This is a genomic window from Sphingomonas sp. DG1-23 (genome assembly GCF_030730875.1).
In the GTDB taxonomy this organism is placed as follows: domain Bacteria; phylum Pseudomonadota; class Alphaproteobacteria; order Sphingomonadales; family Sphingomonadaceae; genus Sphingomonas.
This window is the reverse complement of record NZ_JAVAMA010000003.1, coordinates 80,447-106,596: the sequence shown is the minus strand read 5'-3', so window position 1 is coordinate 106,596 and position 26,150 is coordinate 80,447. Positions and strand designations below refer to the sequence as shown.

Sequence of the window (26,150 nt, the reverse complement as noted above, 5' to 3'; positions counted from 1 at the left end):
CCCGGTGGCACAGGGCCTCTCCATGGATACGATTCTCCCTGCCCAGCTGGTCGAGGCCGCGCGCAAAGTCCTCGAGGCGAACCGCGCCGCGGGTCGCCGCATCGCCGTGGCGGAAAGCTGCACCGGCGGCCTCGTCAGCGCCGCGCTCACCGAAATTCCGGGCTCGTCGGACGTGTTCGACGCCGGCTTCGTCACTTATTCCAACGAGGCCAAGACCGAAGTGCTCAAGGTCAGCGGCGACGTGCTCGAAACCTTCGGCTCGGTGTCGATCGCAGTGGCGTGGAGCATGGCGCAGGGCGCGCTCAAGCGCAGCACCGCCGATGTCGCCGTGGCGATCACCGGGATCGCCGGCCCCGATGGCGGCAGCGAGAAGAAGCCGGTGGGCACCGTGGTGTTCGCCCAGGCCGAGCGCGGCGCCGATCCGCAGCACATCGTCGCCGATGCCCGGCATTTCGAGAATAACGGCCGCGCCGGGGTCCGGCTTCAGGCGGCGCTTTGCGCGCTCGAACTGCTGATGCCCGACGCGGCCGCCCCCGAGCCCGTCGAGTCGCCGTAGAGCCGCGCCGCGCGTTCCTCGAACGCGTTGATCATCTTGCGCAGCGCGCGATCGAACACCTGCCCCGCCAGCATCTCGAACACGCGGTTCTTGAACGCGAAATCGACGCAGAAATCGACGAGGCAGCCGCCTTTGCCGTCGCTGCGGAACTTCCAGTCATTGTTGAGATGCTTGAGCGGGCCTTCGAGATAATCGACCCGGATATGGCCGGGCCGCTGCTTCTCGACCCGCGACGTGAAGCTCTCGCGCAGCCCCTTGAACCCGACGATCAGATCCGCGACCATCTGGGTGTCGCTGTTCGACCGCACCCGCACCGCCGAAACCCAGGGGAGGAATTCGCCATAGCGCCCGACATCGGCGACCAGATCGAACATCTGCTCGGGGGAATAGGGCAGCGCGCGGGTTTCGGAATGCTTGGGCATATTCGCTCTTAGATCCTCCCCGAGCTCCGCTTGGGGAGGGGGACCATGCGAAGCATGGTGGAGGGGCCGCGCTGCAGGCGCGGTGATTCGGGCAGACCGAGGAACGATGCCGCTGCGCGGCGCCCCTCCACCACGCCCTGCGGGCGCGGTTCCCCTCCCCGAGCAAGCTCGGGGAGGAATTTCATGCGCTCACCTTGGCAAGCTTCGCCGCCCGCGCATCGCGCATCTTCGCGAAATCGTCGCCGGCGTGATAGCTCGACCGGGTCAGCGGCGACGAGGCGACCAGCAGGAAGCCCTTGGCGCGGGCGATCGCGCCGTACGAGCCGAACGCCTGCGGCGTGACGAACTCCTGCACCTTGGCATGGCGCGGCGTCGGCTGGAGATATTGGCCCATCGTCAGGAAATCCACGTCGGCGCTGCGCATGTCGTCCATCACCTGATGGATTTCGAGCCGTTCCTCGCCGAGCCCGAGCATCACGCCCGATTTGGTGAAGATCGACGGATCGAGCCGCTTGACCATCTCGAGCAGCCGCAGCGAAGCGTAATAGCGCGCGCCCGGGCGGATCGTCGGATAGAGCCGCGGGACGGTTTCGAGATTGTGGTTGTAGACGTCGGGCCGTGCCGCGACGATCATCTCGACGGCCTGCTCGTGCTTGTTGCGGAAATCGGGGGTGAGGATCTCGATCGTCGTCTTCGGGTTCGACCGGCGGATCGCCTCGATCACCTTGACGAACTGCTTCGCGCCGCCATCGGGAAGATCGTCGCGATCGACCGAGGTCACGACGATATGCTCGAGCCCCATCTGGGCCGCGGCATCGGCGACATTCTCGGGCTCCATCGGATCGACGGCGCGCGGCATGCCGGTCTTGACGTTGCAAAAGGCGCAGGCGCGCGTGCAGGTGTCGCCGAGGATCATCACCGTCGCGTGCTTCTTCGACCAGCACTCGCCGATGTTCGGACAGGCGGCCTCCTCGCACACCGTGGTGAGGCTCTTCGAGCGCATCAGCGCGCGAGTCGCGGCGAAGCCTTCCGAAGTCGGCGCCTTGACGCGGATCCAGTCGGGCTTCCGCACGCGCTCGGGACGCGGCAGCGGGGACATTTCGTTCATGGAAGGCCAGATAGCGATGCGCGCTTGCAGGCACAACAACCGTGCTTGCACATCTGATTGCAGTTTCCGACTGTCATAGCGGCTTCGCAACCGCGAGGGTTTCGCTAAAGAGGCGGCCATGACCGACTTTACCGACCTGCTCGACGGCTATCAGCGCTTCCGCACCAGCGAATATCGCCGTCACCGCGAACGCTGGGAGGAACTGCGCGAGGGGCAGAGCCCGCGCGTGATGGTGATCGCCTGCTCCGACAGCCGGGTCGACCCGGCGCAGATCTTCGATACCGTTCCCGGCGAGATCTTCGTGGTGCGCAACGTCGCCAACCTCGTGCCCCCGTTCGAGGACGATGCGAGCCGCCACGGCGTGTCGGCGGCGCTCGAGTTCGCAGTGACGCAGCTCGAAGTTCCCGAGATCGTGGTGATGGGACATGGCGCGTGCGGCGGGGTATCCGCCTCGCTGTCGCAGCGGTTCAAGGGCGCGCCCAATGGCGAGGGCGGGTTCATCGCGCATTGGGTCGACATGCTCGACGAGGCACGCGACCGGGTAGTGGCACGGCACGGCAACGGCCCTGAGGCAGTGCACGCGCTCGAGCTCGAGACGGTGCGGGTGTCGCTGGTCAATTTGATGACCTTCCCCTTCGTCGCCGATCGTGTCGCGGCGGGGACGCTCGCGCTCCACGGCACCTATTTCGCGATTGCGGAGGGCGTGCTGCACGTGATGGGCGAGGACGGAAATTTCGCGCCGGCATAGACCGTCATCCCGGCTTTCGCCGCGATGACGGCTAGAGCCCAAGCGCCTTGCGCGCGACCTTCTCCACCTCGGGATCGAGCGCGGGCGGTTCCATCGGCACCTTGGCCTCCAGCGCATCGGCGATCGCGGTCAGCGCGGCGATCCGCGCCGCCTTCTTGTCGTTGCCGTCGACCAGGATCCAGCGGGCGTGCTTCGTGTCGGTGCGTTCGAACATCTCGGCCATCGCCTCGAGATAATCCGCCCGCCTCGCGCGGTTGCGATAATCGTCGAGACCGGTCTTCCAGCGCTTCCACGGATGCTCGAACCGGTCGCGCAGGCGCCGGTCCTGGGTCTTCTGCGTCACATGGACGAACACCTTGACGAGGGTCGCGCCGGTCTCGACCTGCTGCGCTTCGAAATCGTTGATCTCGTCATAGCCGCGCTGCCACTCGGCTTCGCTGGCGAAGCCCTCGACTCGTTCGACCAGCACGCGACCGTACCAACTGCGGTCGAAGATCGCGATATTGTGCTGGGCGGGCAATCGCCGCCAGAAGCGCCACAGGAAATGGTGCGCCCGTTCCTCGGGAGTCGGCGCCGAGATCGGCCAGACCTCGAAATAGCGCGGGTCCCATTCGGCGGTGAGCCGCTGGATGATCCCGCCCTTCCCCGCCGCGTCCCAGCCCTCGAACACGATGATCGCGCGGCTTTTGTGGACGATATGCGCGTAATGGATGTGGCTGAGCCGCTTCTGGAGCTTCTTCAGCGCCTTTTTGTAGTGCCCGTCAAAGGGGTGGCCAGCTTCGTAGTCGCCGAGATCGATGGTCATATCTCAAGGCGTACCCCAATCCCCCTCCCTTTGGGAGAGGGAGCGCCAAAGGCGCGCAAGGGTGAGGGTGAGCGGTTGGTCGCCCTCACCCTTCCCCCTTGCTGCGCAAGCGGGGCCCTTCCCTCTCCCGATGGGAGAGGGCTTCAGCTGCCGTCGGTGCCCTTCTTCGCCAGGTCCGCCGCCACCTGCGGCGACAGGCGGATGCCGAGTTCCTTGAGCTGCTTCTCGCTGACGAACGCCGGGGCCTGCATCATCAGATCCTCGGCCTTCTGGGTCATCGGGAAGACGATCACCTCGCGGATATTGGGCTCGTCGGCGAGCAGCATCACGATGCGGTCGACCCCCGGGGCCGAACCGCCATGCGGGGGCGCGCCGAACTTGAAGGCGTTGATCATCCCCGCGAAATTGGTGTCGACCTCGGCCTGGCTGTAGCCGGCGATCTCGAACGCCTTGTACATGATGTCCGGACGGTGGTTCCGGATCGCGCCCGAGCTCAATTCCACCCCGTTGCAGACGATGTCGTACTGGAAGGCGAGGATGTCGAGCGGGTCCTTGGTCTCAAGCGCCTCGAGCTCGCCCTGCGGCATGCTGAACGGGTTGTGGCTGAAATCGATCTTGCCGGTCTCCTCGTCGGCCTCGAACATCGGAAAATCGACGATCCAGCAGAACTCGAAGCGCGACTTGTCGATCAGCTCGAGCTGCTCGCCGACGCGGGTGCGCGCGAGCCCGGCGAGCTTCGCGGCCTGCGCTTCCTTGCCCGCGGCGAAGAAGATGCCGTCATTGGGGCCGAGGCCCATCGCGTCGGCGATCGCCTGCATGCCTTCCTGGCCATGATTGTTGGCGATCGGACCGCCGAACACGCCGTCCTTCTGCGTGGCATAGCCGAGGCCGGGGAAGCCTTCGGACTGCGCCCAGCTGTTCATCTCGTCGAAGAATTTGCGGCTCTTCTCATGGGTGTTCGGCGCGGCGATGGCGCGGACGACGTCGCCTGCCTCGACCATCGTGGCGAAGCGGCCGAAACCCGATCCCTCGAAGAAGTCGCCGACGTCGTGGACGAGCAGCGGGTTGCGCAGATCGGGCTTGTCGCTGCCATATTTGAGCATGGATTCGCGATAGGGGATGCGCTTGAACGGCAGCGGGCTGACGCTACGGCCCTTGCCGTCGAAATCGGCGAATTCCTCGAACACGCCGTGCAGGACCGGCTCGATCGCCGCGAAAACATCGTCCTGGGTGACGAAGCTCATTTCGAAATCGAGCTGGTAGAATTCGCCGGGCGAGCGATCGGCGCGGGCGTCCTCGTCGCGGAAGCACGGCGCGATCTGGAAATAGCGGTCGAAGCCGGCCACCATCAGCAGCTGCTTGAACATCTGCGGCGCCTGCGGCAGCGCGTAGAACTTGCCCGGATGGACGCGCGACGGGACGAGATAGTCGCGCGCGCCTTCGGGCGACGACGCGGTCAGGATCGGCGTCTGGAACTCGGTGAAGCCCTGGCCGATCATCCGCTGGCGCAGCGACGAGATCACGTTCGAGCGCAGCATGATGTTCTTGTGAAGCCGTTCGCGGCGCAGATCGAGGAAGCGGTTCTTGAGGCGGATCTCCTCGGGATATTCGGCATCGCCGAACACCGGCAGCGGCAGCCGCTCTGCGGCCGACTGGACCTTCACGTCGCTCGGATAGATTTCGATCTCGCCGGTCGCGAGCTTCGGGTTGAGCGTCTCGGGCGCGCGCGCCGCGACCTTGCCGGTGAAGGTCAGCACCGATTCGGCGCCGCAGCCATCGACGATCGGATAGAGATCGGAGCCCGTCTCGACGACGATCTGGGTGACGCCATAATGGTCGCGCAGATCGACGAACAGCACGTTGGCGTGCTCGCGCGTGCGATGAACCCAGCCCGAAAGCCGGACTTCCTGCCCGACATCGGCGGCGCGGAGCTGGGCGCAGGTATGCGTGCGATAGGCGTGCATCGTTCTCTTCTCTTGGCTTTGCCCGACATCTCCCCTCCCGCTTGCGGGAGGAGTCGGGGGAGGGACTGACCACATGCCGGTTGGCCCGCGATACTCCCCTCCCCTAGCCCCTCCCGCAAGCGGGAGGGGGACTTGGACGGAATGACATGCTGCGCGCTTTCCCCTCCCACCCTCTTTTGTCAACCCGAAGACCAGTATATGGGCCCCCGATGCATATTCATGGTCTGATCGAGGACAGCGCCGCCCTCGCCAATCTCTGTACCCGTTTCGCCGCCAAGCCGTATATCTGCGTGGACACCGAGTTCATGCGCGAAAACAGCTATTGGCCCGAGCTCTGCCTGATCCAGATCGCCGATGACGAAGAGGCGGCCGCGATCGATCCGATGGGCGGGATCGACATGCAGCCCTTGCTCGATCTGCTGGTCAACAACGAGGACGTGCTCAAGGTCTTCCATGCCGGCGGGCAGGACATCGAGATCGTCTACAATCTCACTGGCAAGACCCCGCACCCGCTGTTCGACACCCAGGTCGCGGCGATGGCGCTCGGCCAGGGCGAGCAGATCGGCTATTCGAACCTCGTCGACACCTATCTCGGCATCACCGTCGACAAGGGCGCGCGCTTCACCGACTGGAGCCGCCGCCCGCTCGACAAGCGCCAGATCGACTATGCGATCTGCGACGTCACCTATCTCTCCGAAATCTTCCCGAGGATGCTCGAGAAGCTTCGGAAAACCGGCCGCGGCGCGTGGCTCGATCAGGAGATGGAGCGGCTCGCCGACCCCGAAAATTACCGCAACGACCCCGATCAGGCGTGGCAGCGCGTCCGCGTCTCGAGCCGCAAGCCCGAAGTGCTCGGCCGGCTGAAGGCGCTCGCCCGCTGGCGCGAGATCGAGGCGCAGGGCAAGGATCTGCCGCGCGGCCGCATCATCAAGGACGAGACCCTCGCCGATCTCGCCGGTACCCCGCCGCGCAAGCAGGGCGATCTCGCCAAGGTCCGCGGGCTCTCCCCGGCATGGGGCGGCAACGATATCGGCGGCCGGCTGATGGCGGCGCTGGAGAGCGCGCGGCCGATGTCGGGCGACGAATTGCCGGCGCGCGACGATCGCAAGCCCGCATTGGGCAAGGACGGCGCGCTCGTCGCCGATCTGCTCAAATTGCTGCTCAAGATCCGCGCCAAGGAGATCAACGTCGCGGCGAGGCTGCTCGCGCGCTCGGACGATCTTGAGGCGCTCGCGGCCGGCGTGCGCGAGGATCTGTCGATCCTCCAGGGCTGGCGCTTCGAGCAATTCGGCCGCGACGCGCTCGAACTGGTAGAGGGTCAGCTCGGGTTCACCGTCCGCAACGGAAAGCTCAAGATGACCCGTACCGAGGAGCCGTCATGATCCGCCTTGCCTTCCCGCTCATCGCGCTGGCCGCCGGCGCCTGCACCTATGGCGAGCGCCCGCAAGCCGAAGCGCCGCCCGCGCTCGCCGGCAAATGCGTCGCCGACGGGCTCGCCGGCCTGAACGGCAAGAAGCAGAGCGAGGCCGTCGCGAAAGAGGCGCTGCGCCTGTCGGGCGCGAAGACGATCCGCTGGATCGCGCCGGGAATGGCCGTGACGATGGATTATCGCGAGGACCGGCTGAACCTGAACACCGACGAGCAGGGAAAGATCATTCGCGCGCATTGCGGTTGACCCGCGTGCTCCTGCGAAAGCAGGAGCCCTAGACTTCCAGCACCGGCTCGCGCGCGAACGCCGCCGCCAGCGCCTTGTGGCGCTTCTCGACTGCTTCGCCGTACAGCGCTTCGTCGTCATGCTCGAGGCTGAGCGCCAGGGTGCCGTCCTCCAGCGCGACATGCGAGCGCCTGAGCGGCGCCGCGACGCCCCCGCTCAGCCGCTGGCCGAGCCGGATCGCGAGGCCCCAGAGCCGCGCATGCGCGAGCGACTCTTCGTCGGCGAGCCGATCGAGCGGTTCGGGGCAACCGAGCCCGCCGCCCAGAGCCGTGTAAAGCGCCTGGGCGAGCACCGCGCGCCCCGCCGAGTCGATCGCCACCCAATTGCCGTGGAGCGCGATCTCCATGCCGCGCTCGGCGCGGAACTCGGGATTGGCGCGCCAGCCGACATCGGCGAGCAGGCACGCGGCGTGGCGGATTCGGCCGAGCTCGGGCGAATCGTCGAACAAAGGCGCGATCCATGCATCCAGCAGGTCACCATGCTCGGGAAACCGCCCCGAACGGTCGCCTTCGTCGCGCGCCGCGGCGATCAGCGGATCCTCGAGCCGCTGGGCAGGGCTGAGCCGCTGATAGAGCAGCCCTTCGCGCAGCCCATAGGCCGAAACCACGCTGCCGCTGCTGCCGAGATGCCTGAGCACGCTGAGCAGCAGTGCCGTCGCGTCGCCCAGCGTCGGGATGCGCGCGCCCGAAATGTCGGGAATTGCCTTGAGTTCGGCCTTGGGGATCTCGGCGAGGATCTGCTGGAGCTCGCCGACGCGATCGAGACCGATCGGATATTGATGGACCACCGGCAGCCGGTAATCGGTCCGATGCATGTCGAGCCGGGCGAGCGCGCGCCACGATCCGCCGACCAGATAGAAAGGCAGCCCCTTGCCGCGTCCGGTCCAGCCCGCCTCGGCGATCAGCGTCGCCACGCGGCGATCGAGTGCGCCTTTCCCTTCGGCGCGAATCACGCCGAGCCGCAGCACCCCGAGCGGGAAGGAGACGCGATCGGTGACCGTGCCCGCGACCACCCGCACCAGCTCGAGGCTGCCGCCGCCGAGATCGCCCACCACGCCGTCGGCGTCGGGGATGCCGGACAGCACGCCCATCCCCGAGGCCATGGCTTCCTCGACGCCCGACAGCAATTCGACCTCGAGCCCGAGCGCCTCGGCCGCGCGGATCAGCTCGCCGCCGTTGGAAGCGTCGCGCACCGCTGCGGTCGCGACGGTGCGTAATTCGCCGACCTGCATCTCGCGGGCCAGCGCGGCGAATCGCGCCAGCGCGGATTGCGCGCGCTTCAGCCCGTCCGCATCGATCGCCCCGGTGTCGCTCAGCGCCCGGCCGAGTCCGGCCATCACCTTTTCGTTGAACAACACCGCCGGCAGCCGCGCCGCGCCTTCATAGACGACGAGGCGGACCGAGTTCGAGCCGATATCGATGATGCCGGTGCGAGCCTTGGCAGGCGCAACCCGTTGCTCCGGCTTGCGGAGGAGCGTCGCCATGGCGTCAAACTTCCTTTTTGGCCGCGCGCCGTCGCTTCAGCGACAATTTGGGCACGGGCTTGCGCTTCTCGAGCGCGGCGCCGCGTCCCGACAGCGAGGGATTGGTCATGAAATAGCGGTGCAGGTTGAACGGCTCGGCACCCGGCTCGGCGCGGACATAGCGACCGTCGGGCTGGAGCTGCCAGCTCTGCTCGTCGTCGAGCAGATTGGCGACCATGACCTGGTCCATCACCTGATCGTGCACCGTCTTGTTGAGGATCGGGAGCATGAACTCGACGCGGCGATCGAAGTTGCGCGGCATCCAGTCGGCCGAGGAGATGTACAATTTGGCGGCGTCCCCTGGCAGCCCCTTGCCGTTGCCGAACGCCCAGATCCGGCTATGCTCGAGAAAGCGTCCGACGATCGACTTGACCCGGATGTTCTCGGAAAGCCCGGGCACGCCGGGGCGCAGGCAGCAGATGCCGCGGATGATCAGATCCACCTCGACCCCCGCCGCGCTCGCTTCGTAGAGCTTCTCGATCACCGCCGGATCGACCACCGAATTCATCTTCGCCCAGATCGCCCCCGGCCGGCCGGCACGGGCATGGCCGATCTCGGCGTCGATCAATGCGACCAATTGGTTGCGCAGATCGCGCGGGCTCAGGCTGAGCAGCTCGAGCGACTCGGGCTCGACATAGCCGGTGACGTAGTTGAACAATTGCGCGGCATCGCGGCCGACCTTCGGATCGGCGGTGAAGAAGCTCAGATCGGTATAGATGCGCGCGGTGATCGGGTGATAATTGCCGGTGCCGAAGTGGCAATAGGTGCGGAATTGCCCGCCCTCGCGCCGCACCACCATCGAGACCTTGGCATGGGTCTTCCAGTCGATGAAGCCATAGACCACCTGGACGCCGGCGCGTTCGAGCGCGGTCGCCCAATAGAGATTCTGCTCCTCGTCGAACCGCGCTTTCAGTTCGACCACCGCGGTGACCGACTTGCCCGCTTCGGCCGCCGCGATCAGCGCGTTGATCACCGCCGGCTGCTTGCCGGCGCGGTACAGCGTCTGCTTGATCGCCACCACGTCAGGGTCGCTCGCCGCCTGTCCGAGAAACGACAGCACGACGTCGAAAGTCTCATAAGGGTGATGGACGACGATGTCCTTCGCCCGGATCGCGGCGAAGCAATCGCCGCCATATTCGCGCACCCGCTCGGGGAAGCGCGCCGAATAGGGCGTGAATTTGAGGTCGGGCCGGTCCTCGTCGACCAGCATCGACAGGTCGCCGATGCCGATGAAGCCGCCGGTCTCGGTGAGCAAGGCCTCGCTGCCGCCGAGTTCCTCCTTGAGCACCGCCTCGAGCCCGGGGGCGATGCCGTCTTCCATTTCGAGACGGATCACCCTGCCCCGTCGCCGGCGCTTGATCGCCGAGCGGAAGGTCATGACGAGGTCTTCGGCCTCTTCCTCGATCTCGATATCGCTGTCGCGCAGCACCCGGAACGCCGCCGATCCGAGCACGTCGTAACCGGGGAAGAGCAGATGGGTGAAGCGCTTGAGCAAGACCTCGACCGCGACGTAGCGTGCCGGCTCGCCGGGCAACCGCGCGAAACGCGGCATCGTGGTGGGCAGCAGCACCAGTTCGCGGATCGGCTCCTGATCCGAACGCCGGACAAGATCGAAGATCACGCTCGATCCCTGATTGGGGATGAACGGGAACGGATGCGCCGGATCGAGCGCCTGCGGCGTCAGGATCGGGAAGATCTGCTCGCGGAAATGGTTTTGCAGCCATTCCTCGGTCTCGCCCTCGATCTCCTCGGGCTCGAGCACATGGATGCCGACTTCGGCGAGCTGGGTGCGGATGTCGTGCCACACGCTCTGCTGGCTGTCGGCAAGGATCTCGGCCTCGGCCGAGATCGCCGCGAGCTGCTGTCCGGGAGTCATCCCGTCGGCCGAACGCGCCTCGACCCGCTGGAGCTGCTGTCCCATCAGCCCGGCGACGCGGACCATGAAGAATTCGTCGAAGTTCGAGCCCGAGATCGACAGGAAGCGCAGCCGCTCGAGCAGCGGATGCGCGGGATTGCACGCTTCCTCCATCACCCGGCGATTGAAAGCGAGCCAGCTCAGCTCGCGGTTGAAGTAACGCTTGCCCGGCTCGGCCGGTTGATCGGTCATCGAAACGCCCCCTGCGGCCTGCTTGTTTGCTGCCTTGGTCATCGCACTAGGGTTCGTCCGTTTCGGTTATGAGACCGTTTTGCGCGAGCGCGGCGCGTACGGCGGGGATCGACAGCCGATTGTCCGATTCGCTCTCCAGTGCATCGGCAACGCGCAGGATCGCGACGTGGCTGCGCTCGATCCGTTTCGACAACCACGCGATCAGATCGGGCTTCGCATGGAGCAGATGTCGTTCGAAGGCGCGCTCGATCAGCTGCGGCACGAGCAAATCGTCAGGCGGGCCGAGTTCGAGCAACGGCGAGGCGGCAAGCCGCGAGCGCAGATCGGGCAGCTTGACCTGCCAGATCGGCGGCGGGGCCTCGGCGACGATCAGCAGCGGGCGTCGCTCCTGCTGCGCCGCGTTCCACGCGTGGAAGACCTCGGCCTCGCTGGCCCGATCGGCATCGTCGAAGATTCGCCCGCCGCTTTTCGCCGCGAAGATGCGCGCGAGCAGGCTGCGCCCCGATTTGCGCGGACCGACCAGCAGCGCCGACATCACCGGCCAGGTCGCCCAATGTTCGAGCTGGTGGACCGCGCGACTATTCGATTCGCCGACAAGGAATTCCGTCTCGCGCGCCTCGGGAAGTCCGAGCGGCAGGCGCATCTGGCTCATTTGGTCGCAGGCGTGCTCGACGCCGTGGGCGAAGGCGAGGCGGCGGGCGTCCGGGCTCCGCCGCCGCGGCGGATGAGGAGCACGCCCGGCCCCTCCTGCACCTGCCAGCCGCGCGCCTCGAGCGCGGCGCGCAAATTGCCGATCGAGCCGTCATAGCCGACCCGCATCACCGAAATCCCGCCGAGCGCGAGGCTGGTGGTCGCCGCCGAACGTACGCCGGGCACGCCGCGCACTGCCGATTCGGATGCAGTGAGCGCCGCCGCGCTCGGCGTATCGACCTGCACGGTGAAGGTTGCGGTCGCGGCGCTGCTCGCGCCGGGAGTCGGGGTCGGCGTCGCTTCGGCGGCTGCCGCCGCCGCTGCAGCCTCGGCCGCAAGCTCCTCGGCAGTCTTGACCCGCGGCGGACGTACCGCCAGCAGCGCGTCGGGGCGCAGTAGGCCAGAGGCGAGCGCTTTTTGATAGGCCTGGTCGAGCCGCTGGATGCCTGCGTCGAGCAAGGCGTCGAGCGAATCGCCATTGTCGACGCGCAGCGCGAAACTGGTGATCGGGCGACGGTCGGGACCGTGATTGGCGGCGAAGATTCCGACGATCGGCCCGCCCGGATATTCGCGGCGCAGCTGCACTTCGGCGACCAGCACGTCGGACGCGCCATATTGGTCGAGCACCGTGCGCCACCAGTTGCGCCCGCGCCGCAGCGTCTGCCCGGCGTTGATCAGCATCGCATCGGGGCCCGAGCCGCGCAGCCGGACATAGTCGACCGTGCTGCCGCCGCTGCGGAAGCGATTCCACGCGCGCGACCATGCCGTCTCGCGCTCGAACACGCGCCCGACTCCGCCGGAGAATTCGAGCGGCACCAGCAGCATCGGCGCCGAACGCGACACCGCCGTCGACACGCCGAGAATCGCGCCCGCCTTGCCGCGATCGAACAATACGCCCAATCGGGCGACGTAGCGCGACGGCCCGATCTGCTCGCGCTCGACGACGATTCCGGTGACCAGAGCGTCGAGCGCCGAATCGCCGAGGGTGGATTTCTTGCCGGTCAGCCGTTCGGACAGCATCTCCCAGCCCTTGCGCTGGGCGATCCGCCAACCGCCTTGCCGCGCCGTATCGGCATCCTTGCCCTTGACGTCCACCTGGACGCCGGCGACCTCGAAGCTTCCCGACGCGTCGATCGGCACTGCGCTGGCGCCGCCGGCCTCGCCTTGCGCCTTCACGACCCCCGCCCCCGCAAGAGCGAGCGCGCCGGCGATACCGATGGTGAGCGAAATGCGGGACAATTGCATGCGGGCGCCCTTTTGGCGAAGCGGGCGCGGAAATCCAAGGGACTTCTGGCGAATGCGCTTCCATTACACTCACCCTCACCCTTCCCACCGCCTTCGGCGGCGGGCCCCTTCCCTCTCCCGTCGGGAGAGGGAGGGAGGCGCCGAAGGCGCCGGAAGGGTGAGGGTGATCGCTCTGGGGTGACGGAAAGCCAACTCCCCGCTAAGCGCTTGCCGCATGAGCGAACCCAAAGCCTATACCTACGCCCAGGCGGGCGTCTCGATCGCGGCCGGCAATGCGCTGGTCCGCGCCATCGGCCCGCTGGCCAAATCCACCCGTCGCCCCGGCGCGGATGCCGCGTTGGGCGGCTTTGGCGGGGTGTTCGACCTCAAGGCGGCGGGGTTCACCGATCCGCTGCTCGTCGCCGCGAACGACGGCGTCGGCACCAAATTGAAGCTCGCGATCGAGCATGACGCGCATGACGGGGTCGGCGTCGATCTCGTCGCGATGTGCGCCAACGATCTGATCGTCCAGGGCGCCGAGCCTCTGTTCTTCCTCGATTATTATGCCAGCGGCAAGCTGGTTCCCGAGACCGCCGAGCGAGTCGTCGCGTCGATCGCCGAGGGCTGCCGCCAAGCCGGCTGCGCGCTGATCGGCGGCGAGACCGCCGAGATGCCGGGCATGTATGCCGAGGGCGATTACGACCTTGCCGGCTTCTGCGTCGGCGCGGTCGAGCGCGATCAGTTGCTCGACGGCAGCGCGATCGGCCCCGGCGACGTGCTGCTCGGCCTCGCCTCTACGGGCATCCATTCCAACGGCTTCTCGCTCGTCCGCCGACTCGCCGCCGACAAGGGCTGGAAGCTCGATCGCCCCGCGGTGTTCGACCAGGACGTGATCCTGCTCGACGCGCTGATGGCGCCGACGCGGATCTATGTCGCGAGCCTGTTGCCGCAGCTGCGCAAGGGCACGATCCGCGGGCTCGCCCACATCACCGGCGGCGGGCTGCTCGAAAATGTCCCGCGCGTGCTCCCCGGGAATTGCCACGCCCGCATCGACGCCGCCGCCTGGCCGCTGCCGCGGCTGATGGCGTTCCTGCAGGCGCAGGGGAATATCGAGCCCGAGGAAATGGCGCGCACCTTCAATTGCGGGATCGGCATGGTCGCAGCGGTCGCCGCGGAGGATGCCGGGACGGTGGCCGCCGAACTGGCCGCCGCGGGCGAAACCGTATTCCGGATCGGTATGGTCGAGGAAGGTCCGCGCGGCTGCACCGTATTCGGTCCCGCCGAAACCTGGAGCGCGCGGGCCGACTGGAGCGCGACGCACAATGACTGAGCGCCTCCGTGCTCCTGCGAAGGCAGGAGCCCAGAGTTACAAGCGGTATTCTCTGCGACACCCGGGCTCCTGCTTTCGCAGGAGCACTGCGAAATGACCCGCAAAAAGCTCGGCATCCTGATCTCCGGCCGCGGTTCGAACATGGCAGCGCTGGTCGAGGCGTCGCGCGCCGAGGGCTGCCCCTATGAAGTCGTCCTCGTCGCCAGCGACAGGCCCGAGGCCGCCGGCCTCGCCTGGGCGCAGGCGCAGTGCGTGCCGACCTTCGCGCAATCGCCCAAAGGCATGCCCAAGCCCGAGTACGAGGCGAAGATCGACGCCGCGATGCGCGACGCCGGCGTCGAGCTGATCGCGCTTGCCGGTTACATGCGCCTGCTCTCGGACGATTTCGTCGCGCGCTGGCGCGGCCGGATCGTCAACATCCACCCCTCGCTGCTGCCGAAATATAAGGGTCTCGACACCCATGCCCGCGCGATTGCGGCGGGCGACAGCCATGGCGGGGTCTCGGTCCATATCGTCACCGAAGAGCTCGACGGCGGCGAAGTGCTCGGCCAGGTCGAAGTGGCGATCCTGCCCGGCGACACGCCCGAAACGCTTGCCGAACGGGTGCTCGCGGCGGAACATCGGCTCTACGCGAGGGTAATAGCCGAGTTCCTATGCCGCTGAGCCCCGATCCCGATCCCGCGCTGCACCAGGTCCGCGCGCTCGCCCTCGATCTCCCGGAGAGCGAGGAACGGCCCAGCCACGGCCAGCCGACCTTCTTCGTCGCGGGGAAGATGTACGCCCAGTTCCGTCACGATCATCACGGCGACGGCCGCACCGTGGTCGCGGTCAAGACCGCCGACGCCGAGGAGGCGCGGATGCTGATCGAGGCGGCGCCTGAAAGTTATTCGCGCGTCGCCTATTTCCGCGCCGAATGGGTTGGCCTCGCGATCCATGCCGCCGATACCGACTGGGCGCATGTCGGCGATCGCATCGCACGCAGCTGGGAACTCGCCGCGCCGCGCCGCCTGCTCGAGGCGGGCGGCCGCTAAAGGAACGCCCGTCGCGCCGCCGAGTTTTCTCCCCACGGCCGCAACAAGCGCAGCACAGCGTGAAAAGGGAGAGTGCAAAATGACTTCACCGCAAGAACCCGAGAGCAAGCCCGGCGTCGCCGCGGCCGAGCAAGGTCTCGTCCTGCTCGACGGTCCCGACGGTATTGCAGTCGCGATGACTCCCGAAGCTGCCGACGCCACCGGCCGCAGCCTGATCGCAGCCGCCGAGGAAGCCGCGGGACAGCGAGGCAGCGAGGCGCATCCGAGCTAGGCCCTTGCCCATCCCCCATCGGCCCCGCGATAAGGGGCGCACATGATCAAGGTCGCCAGCTACAATATGCGCAAGTCGATCGGCACCGATCGGCGGCGCCGGCCCGAGCGGACGCTCCAGGTCCTTTGCGAAGTGAATGCCGACGTGATCGCGCTGCAGGAAGCCGATCGCCGCTTCGGCACCCGCGAGGCGGTGCTGACCAGCCACCTGCTCGCCGAGCATGGCGACTGGAAGGCGATCACCTTCGGGATGCGCGCGCGCTCGATGGGCTGGCACGGCAACGCGCTGCTGGTGCGCAAGGACGCGCAGATCCTCGGCTGCGAAGCGATCCATCTGCCCGCGCTCGAGCCGCGCGGTGCGGTGATGGCCGAAGTCCGGGTGCGCGGACAGGTCCTGCGCGTGGTCGGCATGCATCTCGATCTGTCGGGGCTGTGGCGCCGCCGCCAGGCGCACGCGATCATCGCGCATGTCGAATCGAGCGCCGAACGCTATCCGACGGTGCTGATGGGCGATCTCAACGAATGGACTCCGCAGAGCGGCTGCCTGCGCGATTTCGCCCAGCATTTCCAGTTCGCCGCGACCGGCAAGAGCTTCCATGCCCGCCGCCCGATGGCCCGGCTCGACCGGATCATGGTCAGCCGCGATCTGACGATCGAGGCCGCCGGGGTGCACGAAAGCCTGAATTCGCGTACCGCATCGGATCATCTGCCGATCTGGGCCGAGATCCGGACCGCCTGATGACCGCAACCCGCGACAAGGAGCTGCGGCTCGCGCTCGTCTGCTATGGCGGGATCAGCCTCGCCGTCTACATGCACGGCATCACCAAGGAGGTCTGGCGGCTCGCCAGAGCGAGCTGCGCCGCGCGCGAGGGCGAGGAAGGCAACGGGGTCTATCGCCAGCTGATCGACGAGATCCGCGAGGTCTCGGGAATCAATCTGCGCGTGCTCGTCGACATATTGTCGGGCGCCAGCGCCGGCGGGATCAACGCGGTGTTCCTCGCCCAGGCGATCGCCACCGGCCAGTCGCTCGATCCGCTCACCGACATGTGGATGGACCATGCCGATGTCGAGGCGCTGATCGAGCCGCGCCAGGCACCGTCGCATCGCTTCGCCAAGATCTGGGCGATCCCGATCGCGTGGCTCGTCGCCAATCGCAGCAAGACGATCGACGAAACGGTCGAGGCCGGCGCGCGCGACGAAGTCCGCCTCAAGCTCGAGAGCTTCGTCCGCTCGCGCTGGTTCGAACCTCCTTTCGGCGGCAAAAGGCTGCTCAACACGCTGATGAACGCGTTCGACGCGATGGCGAAGGGCCCGGCCTATCGCCGCCTGTTGCCGCAGGGCCAGCCGCTCGACCTGTTCGTCACCGTCACCGATTTTCGCGGCCATGCCGAGGAACTTCGGCTCAATTCGCCGCCGCGCGTGGTCGAGACCGAACATCGCCTCGTCTTCTCGTTCACCGATCACGGCGATTCGGACGCGCCGTTCGCGCAAGTGCCCGAACTCGCCTTCGCCGCCCGCGCGACCTCCAGCTTTCCCGGCGCCTTTCCGCCCTTCACGGTCGCCGAAATGGACACGCTGATCGAGGAGCGCGGCACCGACTGGTCCGGCCGCGACCGCTTCCTCGAACATGTCATGCCCGAGCAATGGGCCGATAACCGCGCGAAAAAGGCGGTGCTGATCGACGGCTCGGTGCTCGCCAATGCGCCGTTCCGCCCCGCGATCGACGCGCTTCGCGAACGCCCCGCACGCCGCCAGGTCGATCGGCGCTTCGTCTATATCGACCCCCATCCCAATTTCCGCTTCGACTTTTACGGTGAGTCGCAGGAGGCCCCGGGCTTCTTCCAGACGATCATCGGCTCGCTGTCCGAGCTGCCGCGCGAGCAGCCCATCCGCGACAATCTGGAGGCCATCGCCGAGCGTTCGGACAAGATCGAGCGGATGCTCTCGATCATCGGCGAGATCCGCACCGAAGTCGAAATGCAGGTCGAGGCGCTGTTCGGCTATACCTTGTGGCTCGATTATCCGACGCCCAAGCGGCTCTCGGCATGGCGCCGCCGCGCGCAGGTCGCCGCCGCGGCCAAGGCCGGATACGGCCATACCGCTTATGGCCTGCTCAAGGTCCAGGGCGCGATCGACCGCACTGCGCGGCTGCTCCACACGATCGGCGATCGTCACGAGCCGGAGCGGCTGCGCGAGATCCGCGAAGCCGTCGCGCACGCGGTGCAGGCGCGCGGCGGCGACCGCTTCGGCGCCACGCTCTCCAACGGCGCCAGCCCGCAGACGCTCGAGTTCCTGCGCGCGCACGATCTCGGCTTCCGCATCCGACGGCTCCGGCTGCTCGCGCGACGGCTGACCGAAATCGACCTGCCCAGCTCGCACGTCGAATTGCTGCCGATGCGCGAGGCGATCTACGAATCGCTCGCCGCCTATCTCGAGCTCAAGCGCTCGGACACCTTCGCCGATCTGCGCGGCGCGGTCCGCGACATGACCGACGATGCCGGACCGGTGCTCGATCTGCTCGCCGAGCGGATGCAGTTGAAGGCGCTCGACACTGCGACCGACGCGCGGCTTTCCGACGGATTCAGCGCGCTCTCGAAGGAATTGCGCCGGCCGATGCTGCTCGCGCATCTCGGCTTCCCGTTCTTCGACATCGCCACCTTGCCGCTGCTCCAGGGCGAGGGCATGGACGAGTTCGATCCGATCCGCGTCGACCGCATCTCGCCGGACGACGCCATCGCGATTCGCACCGGCGGTGCCGCGGCGACGCTCAAGGGCATCCAGTTCAACAGCTTCGGGGCATTCTTCAGCCGGGCCTATCGCGAGAACGACTATTTGTGGGGCCGCCTCCACGGCGCCGACCGGCTGATCGACATCGTCCTGTCGGCCCTGCCGTTCGAGGATCGCCTGCCCGAACAACGCGTCACCGAGATCAAGCGCAACGCCTTCCACGCCATCCTCGACGAGGAGGAGGAACGGCTGCAGGCGATACCCGGGCTGTTCGCGGAGCTGCGCAACGAGATCGGCTGAAACCTCCTTCTCGCCTTGTGGGAGAAGAAAGGGGCCCGCGCCGAAGGTGTGGGAAGGATGAGGGGGACGTTGATCAAGACACATGCCCCCTCACCCTTCCGCCGATTTCATCGGCTCTCTCCCTCTCCCGATGGGAGAGGGAGAGTTGGCAACAGGGGGCACCCGGCCTAAGGTCTTCCCGGTCGCCACGAGGAAAGGAAAGGCATGCGGTTTCTGAAGGTGCTGTTCTGGCTGTTGCTGGGCGGCCTCGTCGCGGCCTTTGTGATCTATAATGGCGACGAGCGCGTCGACATTCGCCTGTGGGGCGGTCTCGTCGCCGATTTCAGCCTGCCGCTGCTGCTGATCATCACCTTCCTGCTTGGGCTGCTGCCGGCGCTCGTCGCCTATCAGACCCTGCGCTGGCGCTCCCGGCAGCGGCTCGCCGGGCTCGAACGCGCGATCGCCGATTTGCGCGCGGTGGCGCCCGAACCTGTCCCCGGCATCGCCGCCACTTCCGGCCTGCCGCTGACGGCGGATCCGCAGCCATGAGCGCGCCGCTCTACGTCGCGCTCGACACCCCGGACATCGAGCGCGCGCGGACGATCGCGCAGCGGGTCCGCAACCATGTCGGCGGGATCAAGCTCGGCCTCGAATTCTTCATGGCCAATGGTCGCCAGGGCGTGCGCGAGATGGCCGAGATCGGGTTGCCGATCTTCCTCGACCTCAAGTTCCACGACATCCCCAACACCGTTGCCAAGGCGATCCAGGCGCTGCGCCCGCTCGAGCCGGCGATCCTCACCGTCCACGCCGCCGGCGGCCGCGCGATGCTCGAGGACGCCAAGGCCGCCGCGCCCACCGGCACCAAGGTGGTCGCGGTGACGATGCTCACCAGCCTCGACGCCACCGATCTGCGCTCGATCGGTCTCGGCCCCGATCCGCACGAACAGGTGGTGCGTCTCGCCGAACTGGCCAGATCGGCAGGGGTCGACGGCATCGTCTGCTCGGGCGAGGAGGTCGCCGCGGCCAAAAAAGCATGGCCGCACGGCTTCTTCGTCGTGCCGGGAGTGCGTCCCGCAAATGGCGTGATCGGCGATCAGAAGCGCGTGGTGACTCCGCGCGCCGCGCTCGATGCCGGTGCATCGATCCTCGTGGTCGGGCGCCCGATCACCCAGGCCGAGGATCCGGATCTGGCGGCGCGCGCGATAGAGGCGACCCTATAGCGGGAGGACGATGATGGTGCGGATTGCGGGTCTCGGACTTCTTGCTTCGTTGCTCGCATGGTTCGGGCTCCCTGCCGCGACGCCGCTCCAGTCCGCCAGCTTCGATTGCGCCAGCGCACGCCATCCGCTCGAAAAGACGATCTGCGCGAGCCCGAAGCTCTCCGCACTCGATGGCGAGGTCGCCGCGCTCTACAAGGCACGGCTGGCGCAGCTCTTCGACAAAGCGAGTTTCCGTAGCCAGCAGCGCGACTGGCAGCAGATCCTGCGCGCCCGCTGCGCGAAGTCCTGTGACGCAAGCGCCGTCGAGACCGACTATCGGCAGCAACGCGACTTGCTCGACGCCTTCGACAGGGAGACGTGGGAAGCGAGCTACAAGACCGCCGACGTCGCCACGCTCACGATCACCCATATCGACGGCAATGCGTTCGATTTCGCGCTGGTCCGCGACCGGGACGGCGAGACGTTGTGCAGATTGCCGGCGAACGACGGTGAAGCGGGCGCCGTCGCGACGCGCGCCTCGCCCGCCAAAGCGAGCTGGAGCGCCGGCGCGTGCCGGATCGACTTCAGCTTCACGCGCGACAGAACCGGCCATGTCACCCGGCTCGACACCAACGCCTCGGCCGGCTGCAAACGCTATTGCCGGGGCAATTACGGGTTGAGCGACAATTTCCTCCCCGCCAACAACTGGGTCGCGGGCAACCAATAGCCGGCCTCTTGCCAAAGCGGTCCGTGCGTTCGACAGAGCATCATGCCCGACATCGTGACTGTTCGCACCGCTACGTCCGCCGATCTGCCGCGCCTCCATCCCGTGATCGAGCGCGCCTATCGCGGCGAGAGCGCGCGGCAGGGCTGGACTCACGAGGCCGATCTCATCCAGGGCCAGCGCACCGATCTCGCGACGCTGGAGGCGATCGTCGCCGATCCGGCGCAACGCCTGCTGATCGCCGAGCAGGACGGCGCCACCATCGGCTGCGTCAACCTCGCCGACAAAGGCGATGGGCTCGCCTATCTCGGACTGCTCTGCATCGATCCGGCGCTGCAGGCAGCTGGCGCGGGCCGGCAATTGCTCGCTGCCGCCGAGGCTTGGGCGCGCGACGAGCTCCATGCCGACCGCATCGAGATGACCGTCATCGACGTGCGGCACCGGCTGATCGCCTGGTATGAGCGCCGCGGCTATGTCCAGACCGGCGAGCGGCGCGACTTCGTCTTTCCGGTCGAACCGCCATTGTTCATGACGGTGCTGGTCAAATCGCTCGCCTGAGCGCTATGCGCGCGGCATGCCGGTAACAGCCAAGATTTGCGGGCTCAGCACCCCCGAGACGCTCGACGCCGCGATCGCCGGCGGCGCGAGTCATGTCGGCTTCGTGTTCTTCTCCGCTTCGCCCCGCAATGTCGGGTTCGATCGGGCGCGCAGCCTAGTCGCGCGCCTGCCGTCGCACGTCGTGCCGGTCGGGGTGTTCGTCGACCCCGACGAGGCGCTGCTTTCCGAAGCGCTGGCGAGCGGGATCCGCGTCGCGCAACTCCACAAGACCCGGCCCGAACGCGCCGCCGCCATTCGCTCGCGCGTGTCGGTATGGGCCGCAGTGGCGGTCAAGACCCGCGCCGACATCGCGCAGGCCGCAGCCTATGAAGGCGCCGCCGATCGCATCCTCTACGATGCCAAGACCCCGGACGACGCGGCACTTCCGGGAGGCATGGGGTTGCGCTTCGACTGGAAGCTGCTCGAAAACATTCCCCAGCCGCTGCCCTGGGCGCTCTCGGGCGGGCTCGACCCCGCCAATGTCCGCGAGGCGATCCGCGTCACCGGCGCACGCCTGGTCGACGTCTCCTCGGGAGTCGAGACGGCACCGGGCGTCAAGGATGTGGACAAGATCGGCGCATTCCTCCAAGCGGTGGCGCAATGTTGAGGCCGTCCTCCCCTGTCCGCATCGGATTTCGATGGCGCTGATCGCTCGTCCCAAGCCAGCGACCGCCATCCCGACCCGTGAGAGTGACATGACCGACACCGCAACCTTGCCCAATTCCCTGCGCAACCAGCCCGACGATCGCGGGCATTTCGGCCAGTTCGGCGGCCGCTTCGTCGCCGAGACGCTGATGCCGCTGATCCTCGATCTCGAGCGCGAATATCGCGCCGCCAGGGCCGATCCCGACTTCCGGGCCGAGTTCGACGATCTGCTCGAACATTATGTCGGTCGCCCCAGCCCGCTTTATCATGCCGAGCGGCTGACCGAGGCGCTGCGCGAGTCCGCGCCCGCGGGCCACGGCGCCAAAATCTATTTCAAGCGCGAGGAACTCAACCACACCGGCGCGCACAAGATCAACAATTGCATCGGCCAGATCCTGCTCGCGATCCGCATGGGCAAGACCCGGATCATCGCCGAGACCGGCGCCGGCCAGCACGGGGTCGCCACCGCCACCGTCGCGGCGCGCTTCGGGCTGCCCTGCACGATCTTCATGGGCGCCAAGGATATCGAGCGGCAAAAGCCCAACGTCTTCCGCATGCGGCTGCTCGGCGCCGAGGTCCGGCCGGTCACGAGCGGCTCGCAATCGCTCAAGGATTCGATGAACGAGGCGCTCCGCGATTGGGTCGCCAACGTCCAGGACACCTTCTACATCATCGGCACTGCCGCGGGTCCGCATCCCTATCCCGAGCTCGTCCGCGACTTCCAGAGCGTGATCGGCACCGAGACCCGCGCCCAGATCCTCGATCGCGAAGGCCGCCTGCCCGATCTGCTGATCGCTGCGGTCGGCGGCGGATCGAACGCGATCGGGATGTTCCATCCGTTCCTCGACGATCCCGACGTCAGGATGCTCGGCATCGAGGCCGCCGGCAAAGGCGTCGAGACCGGCGCGCACGCCGCCAGCCTCACCGGCGGCAGCCCCGGCATCCTCCACGGCAACCGCACCTATCTGCTCCAGGACGAGGACGGCCAGATCACCGAGGCGCATTCGATCTCGGCGGGGCTCGATTATCCCGGCATCGGCCCCGAGCATAGCTGGCTCCATGAGAGCGGCCGGGTGGAATATCTGCCGATCACCGACGCGGAGGCGCTCGACGCGTTCCAGCTCTGCTGCCGCCTCGAAGGCATCATCCCCGCGCTGGAAAGTTCGCACGCACTCGCAGCTCTGCCCGCCAAGGCACGCGAAATGCGGCAGGATCAGATCATCGTCGTCAACGTCTCGGGCCGCGGCGACAAGGACATCTTCACCGTCGCCGACGCGCTGGGGTTCGAACTGTGAACGCCGTCCGCTCCCGCCTTTCCGCTGCCTTCGCCAAGGACCGCACCGCGCTGGTGACCTTCGTCACCGCCGGCGATGGTCCGACCGGCGATATCCTCGACGCCTTGGTCGAGGGCGGCGCCGACGTGATCGAGCTCGGCATGCCGTTCACCGATCCGATGGCCGACGGCCCGGCGATCCAGGCCGCCAATCTGCGCAGCCTCGCCGCCGGCACCCGCACCAGCGACGTGCTCGCGATCGCCTGCGAATTCCGCAACCGCCATCCCGGCGTCCCGCTGGTGCTGATGGGCTATGCCAATACGATGACCCGGCCCGATCCGGCCAAATTCGCGGCGATGGCCGAGAATGCCGGCGTCGACGGAATCATCTGCGTCGACATTCCGCCCGAAGAGGCCGACACGCTCGCCCCGTTCGGCGATTATGGCCTTCACGTCATCCGCCTCGCCACCCCGACCACCGACGCGGCCCGCCTCCCCGCAGTGCTCGAAGGCGCTTCCGGCTTCGTCTATTACGTCTCGGTCGCCGGGATCACGGGGCTTCAACAGGCCGCGCAGGCCTCGATCGAGGAGGCGGTCGGTAAGCTCAAGGCGACCACCGATTTGCCCGTAGTCGTCGGCTTCGGCGTCCGCACCCCCGAACAGGCGGCGCAAATCGGCCGCGTCGCCGACGGCGTCGTGATCGGCTCGGCGATCGTCGATCTGGTCGGCAAACACGGAGCGGATGCGCCGGCGCAGGTCCGCGCCTATATCCAATCCCTCTCCGCGGCGCTCGCCGCCTCCAAGGAAGTCGCATGAGCTGGATCAGCCGCGTCCGCAACGCCCTCGCTTATGTCACCACCAAGGCGAGCGACACGCCCGACAATCTCTGGCACAAGTGCAAGGGCTGCGGGACGATGGTCTTCTCCAAGGAGCTCGAGGAGAATCTCTACGTCTGCCCGACCTGCGATCATCATGAGCGCATCGGGCCGGCGCGGCGCTTCGAATATCTGTTCGACGCGGGCAGCTACACCGTGCTGGCCAGCCCCAGGGTTGCCGAGGACCCGCTGAAGTTCCGCGACCAGAAGCCCTATCCGGCGCGCCTCAAGGCCGCGCGCACCGCGACCGGCGAACCCGATGCGTTCCTGAACGCCAGCGGCACGATCTTCGGCCAGAAAGCGGTGATCGGCGTCCAGGACTTCGCCTTCATGGGCGGATCGATGGGCCAGGCGGTCGGCGAGGCGTTCATCCATGGCGTCGAGGCGGCGATCGCCGCGAGGGCGCCGTACATCGTGTTCACTGCCTCGGGCGGCGCGCGCATGCAGGAAGGCATCCTCAGCCTGATGCAGATGCCGCGCACCACCGTGGCGATCGAGATGCTCCACGATGCCGGCCTGCCCTATATCGTCGTGCTCACCGATCCCACCTCGGGCGGCGTGATGGCGGCCTATGCGATGCTCGGCGACGTCCAGATCGCCGAACCGCGCGCGACCTTGGCCTTTACCGGCCGCCGGGTGATCGAGAACACGATCCGCGAGAAGCTTCCCGACGATTTCCAGACCTCGGAATATTATCGCGACCATGGCCTCGTCGACCGGGTCGAGCACCGCAAGGATCTACGCGACGTGCTCGGCCGCCTGATCGGCCTGCTCACCGACGCGAAGGCGGCGGCATGACATGAATTGAGCCCCTCCCTTTCAAGGGAGGGGTTGGGGGTGGGTGCGCGCGTCTGCGCGCTCAAAAAGACTCATCTCCGGCACCCGAACAGCGGCGACCGGGGCATCGAGCCCCGGCCGCCGCTTGACCCACCCCTTGCCCCTCCCTTGAAAGGGAGGGGTTGGATTGCCGATGCCCGATTTCGCCACCTCCGCCGACCCCGCCGTCCAGCGCCAGCTGAACCGCCTCACCGCGCTGTCCCCCGGTGCCGACATTCTCGGGCTCGAGCGCATCACCCGATTGCTCGCGCGCGTCGGCGATCCGCATCTGCGCCTGCCGCCGGTGCTCCATGTCGCGGGCACCAACGGCAAGGGTTCGACCTGCGCCTTTCTCCGCGCCGCGATCGAGGCCGCCGGGCACACCGCGCACGTCTATTCGAGCCCGCATCTCGTCCGCTTCAACGAGCGCATCCGCCTCGCCGGCACGTTGATCGACGACGCCGCGCTTGCGCCCCTGCTCGAGGAAGTGCTCGATAAGGGCGGCGACATCGCCGCGAGCTTCTTCGAAGTCACCACCGCGGCCGCCTTTCTCGCCTTCGCCCGCACCCCCGCCGACGCCTGCGTGATCGAGGTCGGGCTCGGCGGCCGGCTCGATGCGACCAATGTCCTCCCCCAGTCCGCGGTCACGGCGATCGCCCAGCTCGGCATCGATCATCAGTCCTTTCTCGGCGACACCCTCGCGCAGATCGCCGCGGAGAAGGCCGGCATCGCCAAGCCTGGCGTGCCGCTGGTCACCATGGCCTATCCGCCCGACATCGCCGACGTGATCGATCGCTATGCCGGGACCGTCGCCGCGCCCGTCCTCGCCGAAGGCAACGCCTGGTCGTATGCGGTCCGCGACGACGCGCTGGCGTATCGCGATGCCGCCGGCGAAGTGATCACCCCCCTCCCCATGCTCGCCGGCGCCCACCAGCCCGCCAATCTCGCGCTCGCTATCGCCGCGCTGCGCCACCAGCACGCGCTGCGGATCCCTGACGCCGCCTTCGCCGCCGCGGCACGCGCTGCCCGCTGGCCGGCGCGGATGCAGCGCCTGTCGCCAGGGCCCCTCACTGCCTTGCTCCCCGCGGGCGCCGAACTCTGGCTCGACGGCGGCCATAATGCCAACGCCGCCGAAGCGGTCAGCGCCGCCGCGGCGCGAGTCGCCGGAGAACGCCCGCTCCACCTCGTGCTCGGCATGCTCGAGAACAAGGACGCCGACGCGATGATTGCGCGCTTCGCGCCGATCGCCGCATCGCTGGCCGCGGTGCCGGTGCCTGGCCACCCGCATCATTCCCCTGCCGATCTCGTCAGACGCGCGCAGCAGGCCGGGCTGGCGAGCGCCGCAGCGGCGGACCTCCCCGCCGCGCTTTCGGCCGTCCCGCGCCAGGACGCACCGGTCGTCCTGATCCTCGGATCGCTCTATCTCGCCGGTACGGCGCTCCAGGCGAACGACGAACTGCCCGACTGACCCGGTTTATTGCGATTGACTTGCAATAGCTGACTGACGACAATCCCTGCATCAAC

Annotated in this window: 27 protein-coding genes; 19 read left to right on the top strand and 8 right to left on the bottom strand. The window is 67.4% G+C overall.

From position 1 onward, the window contains the following. The first annotated feature begins 22 nt into the window (after positions 1-22). Positions 23-556, top strand: a complete 534-nt coding sequence (locus Q9Q95_RS06070) for a CinA family protein (protein WP_306094925.1) — start codon at positions 23-25, stop codon at positions 554-556. On the opposite strand, the gene Q9Q95_RS06065 is transcribed toward Q9Q95_RS06070, so the two are convergent. Both Q9Q95_RS06065 and lipA read right to left on the bottom strand, forming a co-directional pair. Continuing rightward, a complete protein-coding gene (locus tag Q9Q95_RS06065) occupies positions 484-978 on the bottom strand; it encodes a type II toxin-antitoxin system RatA family toxin (RefSeq protein WP_306094923.1) in 495 nt (164 codons plus the stop codon). The genes Q9Q95_RS06070 and Q9Q95_RS06065 overlap by 73 nt on opposite strands. A 181-nt stretch (positions 979-1,159) precedes the next feature. Continuing rightward, a complete protein-coding gene (gene lipA, locus Q9Q95_RS06060; RefSeq protein WP_306094922.1) occupies positions 1,160-2,086 on the bottom strand; it encodes a lipoyl synthase in 927 nt (308 codons plus the stop codon). A 118-nt stretch (positions 2,087-2,204) separates the two neighbouring features. Here lipA and Q9Q95_RS06055 point away from each other — a divergent pair, with 118 nt between their 5' ends. Next, positions 2,205-2,834, top strand: coding sequence for a carbonic anhydrase (locus tag Q9Q95_RS06055; protein ID WP_306094920.1), 630 nt, complete (start codon positions 2,205-2,207; stop codon positions 2,832-2,834). A 31-nt stretch (positions 2,835-2,865) separates the two neighbouring features. Here Q9Q95_RS06055 and Q9Q95_RS06050 read toward each other — a convergent pair whose 3' ends face one another. Beyond that, a complete protein-coding gene (locus Q9Q95_RS06050; RefSeq protein WP_306094918.1) occupies positions 2,866-3,639 on the bottom strand; it encodes a polyphosphate kinase 2 family protein in 774 nt (257 codons plus the stop codon). Positions 3,640-3,782: 143 nt separating this feature from the next. Further along, positions 3,783-5,603, bottom strand: coding sequence for an aspartate--tRNA ligase (gene aspS / locus Q9Q95_RS06045; RefSeq protein WP_306094916.1), 1,821 nt, complete (start codon positions 5,601-5,603; stop codon positions 3,783-3,785). 209 nt (positions 5,604-5,812) lie between these two features. Here aspS and rnd point away from each other — a divergent pair, with 209 nt between their 5' ends. Together rnd and Q9Q95_RS06035 are read left to right on the top strand one after the other, a co-directional pair. Then, positions 5,813-6,985 (top strand): ribonuclease D, encoded by a 1,173-nt coding sequence (gene rnd / locus Q9Q95_RS06040; RefSeq protein ID WP_306094914.1) that lies wholly within the window; start codon positions 5,813-5,815, stop codon positions 6,983-6,985. Further along, entirely contained in the window at positions 6,982-7,278 is a 297-nt protein-coding gene (locus tag Q9Q95_RS06035; RefSeq protein ID WP_306094911.1) for an I78 family peptidase inhibitor, read from the top strand. The genes rnd and Q9Q95_RS06035 overlap by 4 nt, the downstream gene beginning before the upstream one ends. A gap of 28 nt (positions 7,279-7,306) precedes the next feature. Here the strand turns inward: Q9Q95_RS06035 and Q9Q95_RS06030 are convergent, their stop codons facing one another. From Q9Q95_RS06030 to Q9Q95_RS06015, 4 genes are read right to left on the bottom strand one after another with little or no spacing between them, the layout of a single operon-like run. Continuing rightward, positions 7,307-8,800: a Ppx/GppA family phosphatase gene (locus Q9Q95_RS06030; RefSeq protein WP_306094910.1), complete on the bottom strand. Its 1,494-nt coding sequence runs from the start codon at positions 8,798-8,800 to the stop codon at positions 7,307-7,309. Between the two features lie 4 nt (positions 8,801-8,804). After that, complete coding sequence (locus Q9Q95_RS06025; RefSeq protein ID WP_306094908.1) at positions 8,805-10,946, bottom strand: RNA degradosome polyphosphate kinase; 2,142 nt, start codon at positions 10,944-10,946, stop codon at positions 8,805-8,807. Between the two features lie 46 nt (positions 10,947-10,992). Continuing rightward, positions 10,993-11,598, bottom strand: a complete 606-nt coding sequence (locus Q9Q95_RS06020; protein ID WP_306094906.1) for a chromosomal replication initiator DnaA — start codon at positions 11,596-11,598, stop codon at positions 10,993-10,995. After that, entirely contained in the window at positions 11,595-12,881 is a 1,287-nt protein-coding gene (locus Q9Q95_RS06015; protein WP_306094904.1) for a heavy-metal-associated domain-containing protein, read from the bottom strand. The genes Q9Q95_RS06020 and Q9Q95_RS06015 overlap by 4 nt, the downstream gene beginning before the upstream one ends. A 214-nt stretch (positions 12,882-13,095) precedes the next feature. On the opposite strand from Q9Q95_RS06015, the gene purM reads away from it, so the two are divergent. From purM to Q9Q95_RS05940, 15 genes are all read left to right on the top strand, one after another. Continuing rightward, positions 13,096-14,190 (top strand): phosphoribosylformylglycinamidine cyclo-ligase, encoded by a 1,095-nt coding sequence (purM, locus tag Q9Q95_RS06010; protein ID WP_306094902.1) that lies wholly within the window; start codon positions 13,096-13,098, stop codon positions 14,188-14,190. A 93-nt stretch (positions 14,191-14,283) separates the two neighbouring features. After that, a complete protein-coding gene (purN, locus tag Q9Q95_RS06005) occupies positions 14,284-14,853 on the top strand; it encodes a phosphoribosylglycinamide formyltransferase (RefSeq protein ID WP_306094901.1) in 570 nt (189 codons plus the stop codon). Then, complete coding sequence (locus tag Q9Q95_RS06000; protein WP_306094899.1) at positions 14,844-15,221, top strand: MmcQ/YjbR family DNA-binding protein; 378 nt, start codon at positions 14,844-14,846, stop codon at positions 15,219-15,221. The genes purN and Q9Q95_RS06000 overlap by 10 nt, the downstream gene beginning before the upstream one ends. Before the next feature lie 79 nt (positions 15,222-15,300). Then, complete coding sequence (locus Q9Q95_RS05995) at positions 15,301-15,492, top strand: hypothetical protein (protein WP_306094897.1); 192 nt, start codon at positions 15,301-15,303, stop codon at positions 15,490-15,492. 42 nt (positions 15,493-15,534) lie between these two features. Beyond that, positions 15,535-16,230, top strand: coding sequence for an endonuclease/exonuclease/phosphatase family protein (locus tag Q9Q95_RS05990; RefSeq protein WP_306094896.1), 696 nt, complete (start codon positions 15,535-15,537; stop codon positions 16,228-16,230). Continuing rightward, positions 16,230-18,518, top strand: coding sequence for a patatin-like protein (locus Q9Q95_RS05985; RefSeq protein WP_306094894.1), 2,289 nt, complete (start codon positions 16,230-16,232; stop codon positions 18,516-18,518). The genes Q9Q95_RS05990 and Q9Q95_RS05985 overlap by 1 nt, the downstream gene beginning before the upstream one ends. Before the next feature lie 204 nt (positions 18,519-18,722). Continuing rightward, positions 18,723-19,046, top strand: a complete 324-nt coding sequence (locus tag Q9Q95_RS05980; RefSeq protein WP_306094892.1) for a LapA family protein — start codon at positions 18,723-18,725, stop codon at positions 19,044-19,046. Further along, positions 19,043-19,717: an orotidine-5'-phosphate decarboxylase gene (gene pyrF / locus Q9Q95_RS05975; RefSeq protein WP_306094890.1), complete on the top strand. Its 675-nt coding sequence runs from the start codon at positions 19,043-19,045 to the stop codon at positions 19,715-19,717. The genes Q9Q95_RS05980 and pyrF overlap by 4 nt, the downstream gene beginning before the upstream one ends. Positions 19,718-19,727: 10 nt before the next feature. Beyond that, entirely contained in the window at positions 19,728-20,423 is a 696-nt protein-coding gene (locus Q9Q95_RS05970) for a lysozyme inhibitor LprI family protein (RefSeq protein WP_306094889.1), read from the top strand. A gap of 42 nt (positions 20,424-20,465) precedes the next feature. After that, entirely contained in the window at positions 20,466-20,978 is a 513-nt protein-coding gene (locus Q9Q95_RS05965; protein ID WP_306094887.1) for a GNAT family N-acetyltransferase, read from the top strand. Between the two features lie 16 nt (positions 20,979-20,994). Beyond that, positions 20,995-21,624 (top strand): phosphoribosylanthranilate isomerase, encoded by a 630-nt coding sequence (locus Q9Q95_RS05960; protein ID WP_306094885.1) that lies wholly within the window; start codon positions 20,995-20,997, stop codon positions 21,622-21,624. Between the two features lie 88 nt (positions 21,625-21,712). Then, positions 21,713-22,957, top strand: a complete 1,245-nt coding sequence (trpB, locus tag Q9Q95_RS05955) for a tryptophan synthase subunit beta (protein ID WP_306094883.1) — start codon at positions 21,713-21,715, stop codon at positions 22,955-22,957. Further along, positions 22,954-23,751, top strand: a complete 798-nt coding sequence (gene trpA / locus Q9Q95_RS05950) for a tryptophan synthase subunit alpha (protein ID WP_306094881.1) — start codon at positions 22,954-22,956, stop codon at positions 23,749-23,751. Before trpB ends, trpA begins: the two co-directional genes overlap by 4 nt. Continuing rightward, positions 23,748-24,608: an acetyl-CoA carboxylase, carboxyltransferase subunit beta gene (gene accD / locus Q9Q95_RS05945; protein WP_306094879.1), complete on the top strand. Its 861-nt coding sequence runs from the start codon at positions 23,748-23,750 to the stop codon at positions 24,606-24,608. The genes trpA and accD overlap by 4 nt, the downstream gene beginning before the upstream one ends. Positions 24,609-24,780: 172 nt before the next feature. Continuing rightward, on the top strand, positions 24,781-26,094 hold the full coding sequence (locus Q9Q95_RS05940) for a folylpolyglutamate synthase/dihydrofolate synthase family protein (RefSeq protein ID WP_306094877.1): 1,314 nt from the start codon (positions 24,781-24,783) through the stop codon (positions 26,092-26,094). The last annotated feature ends 56 nt before the right edge of the window (positions 26,095-26,150 follow it).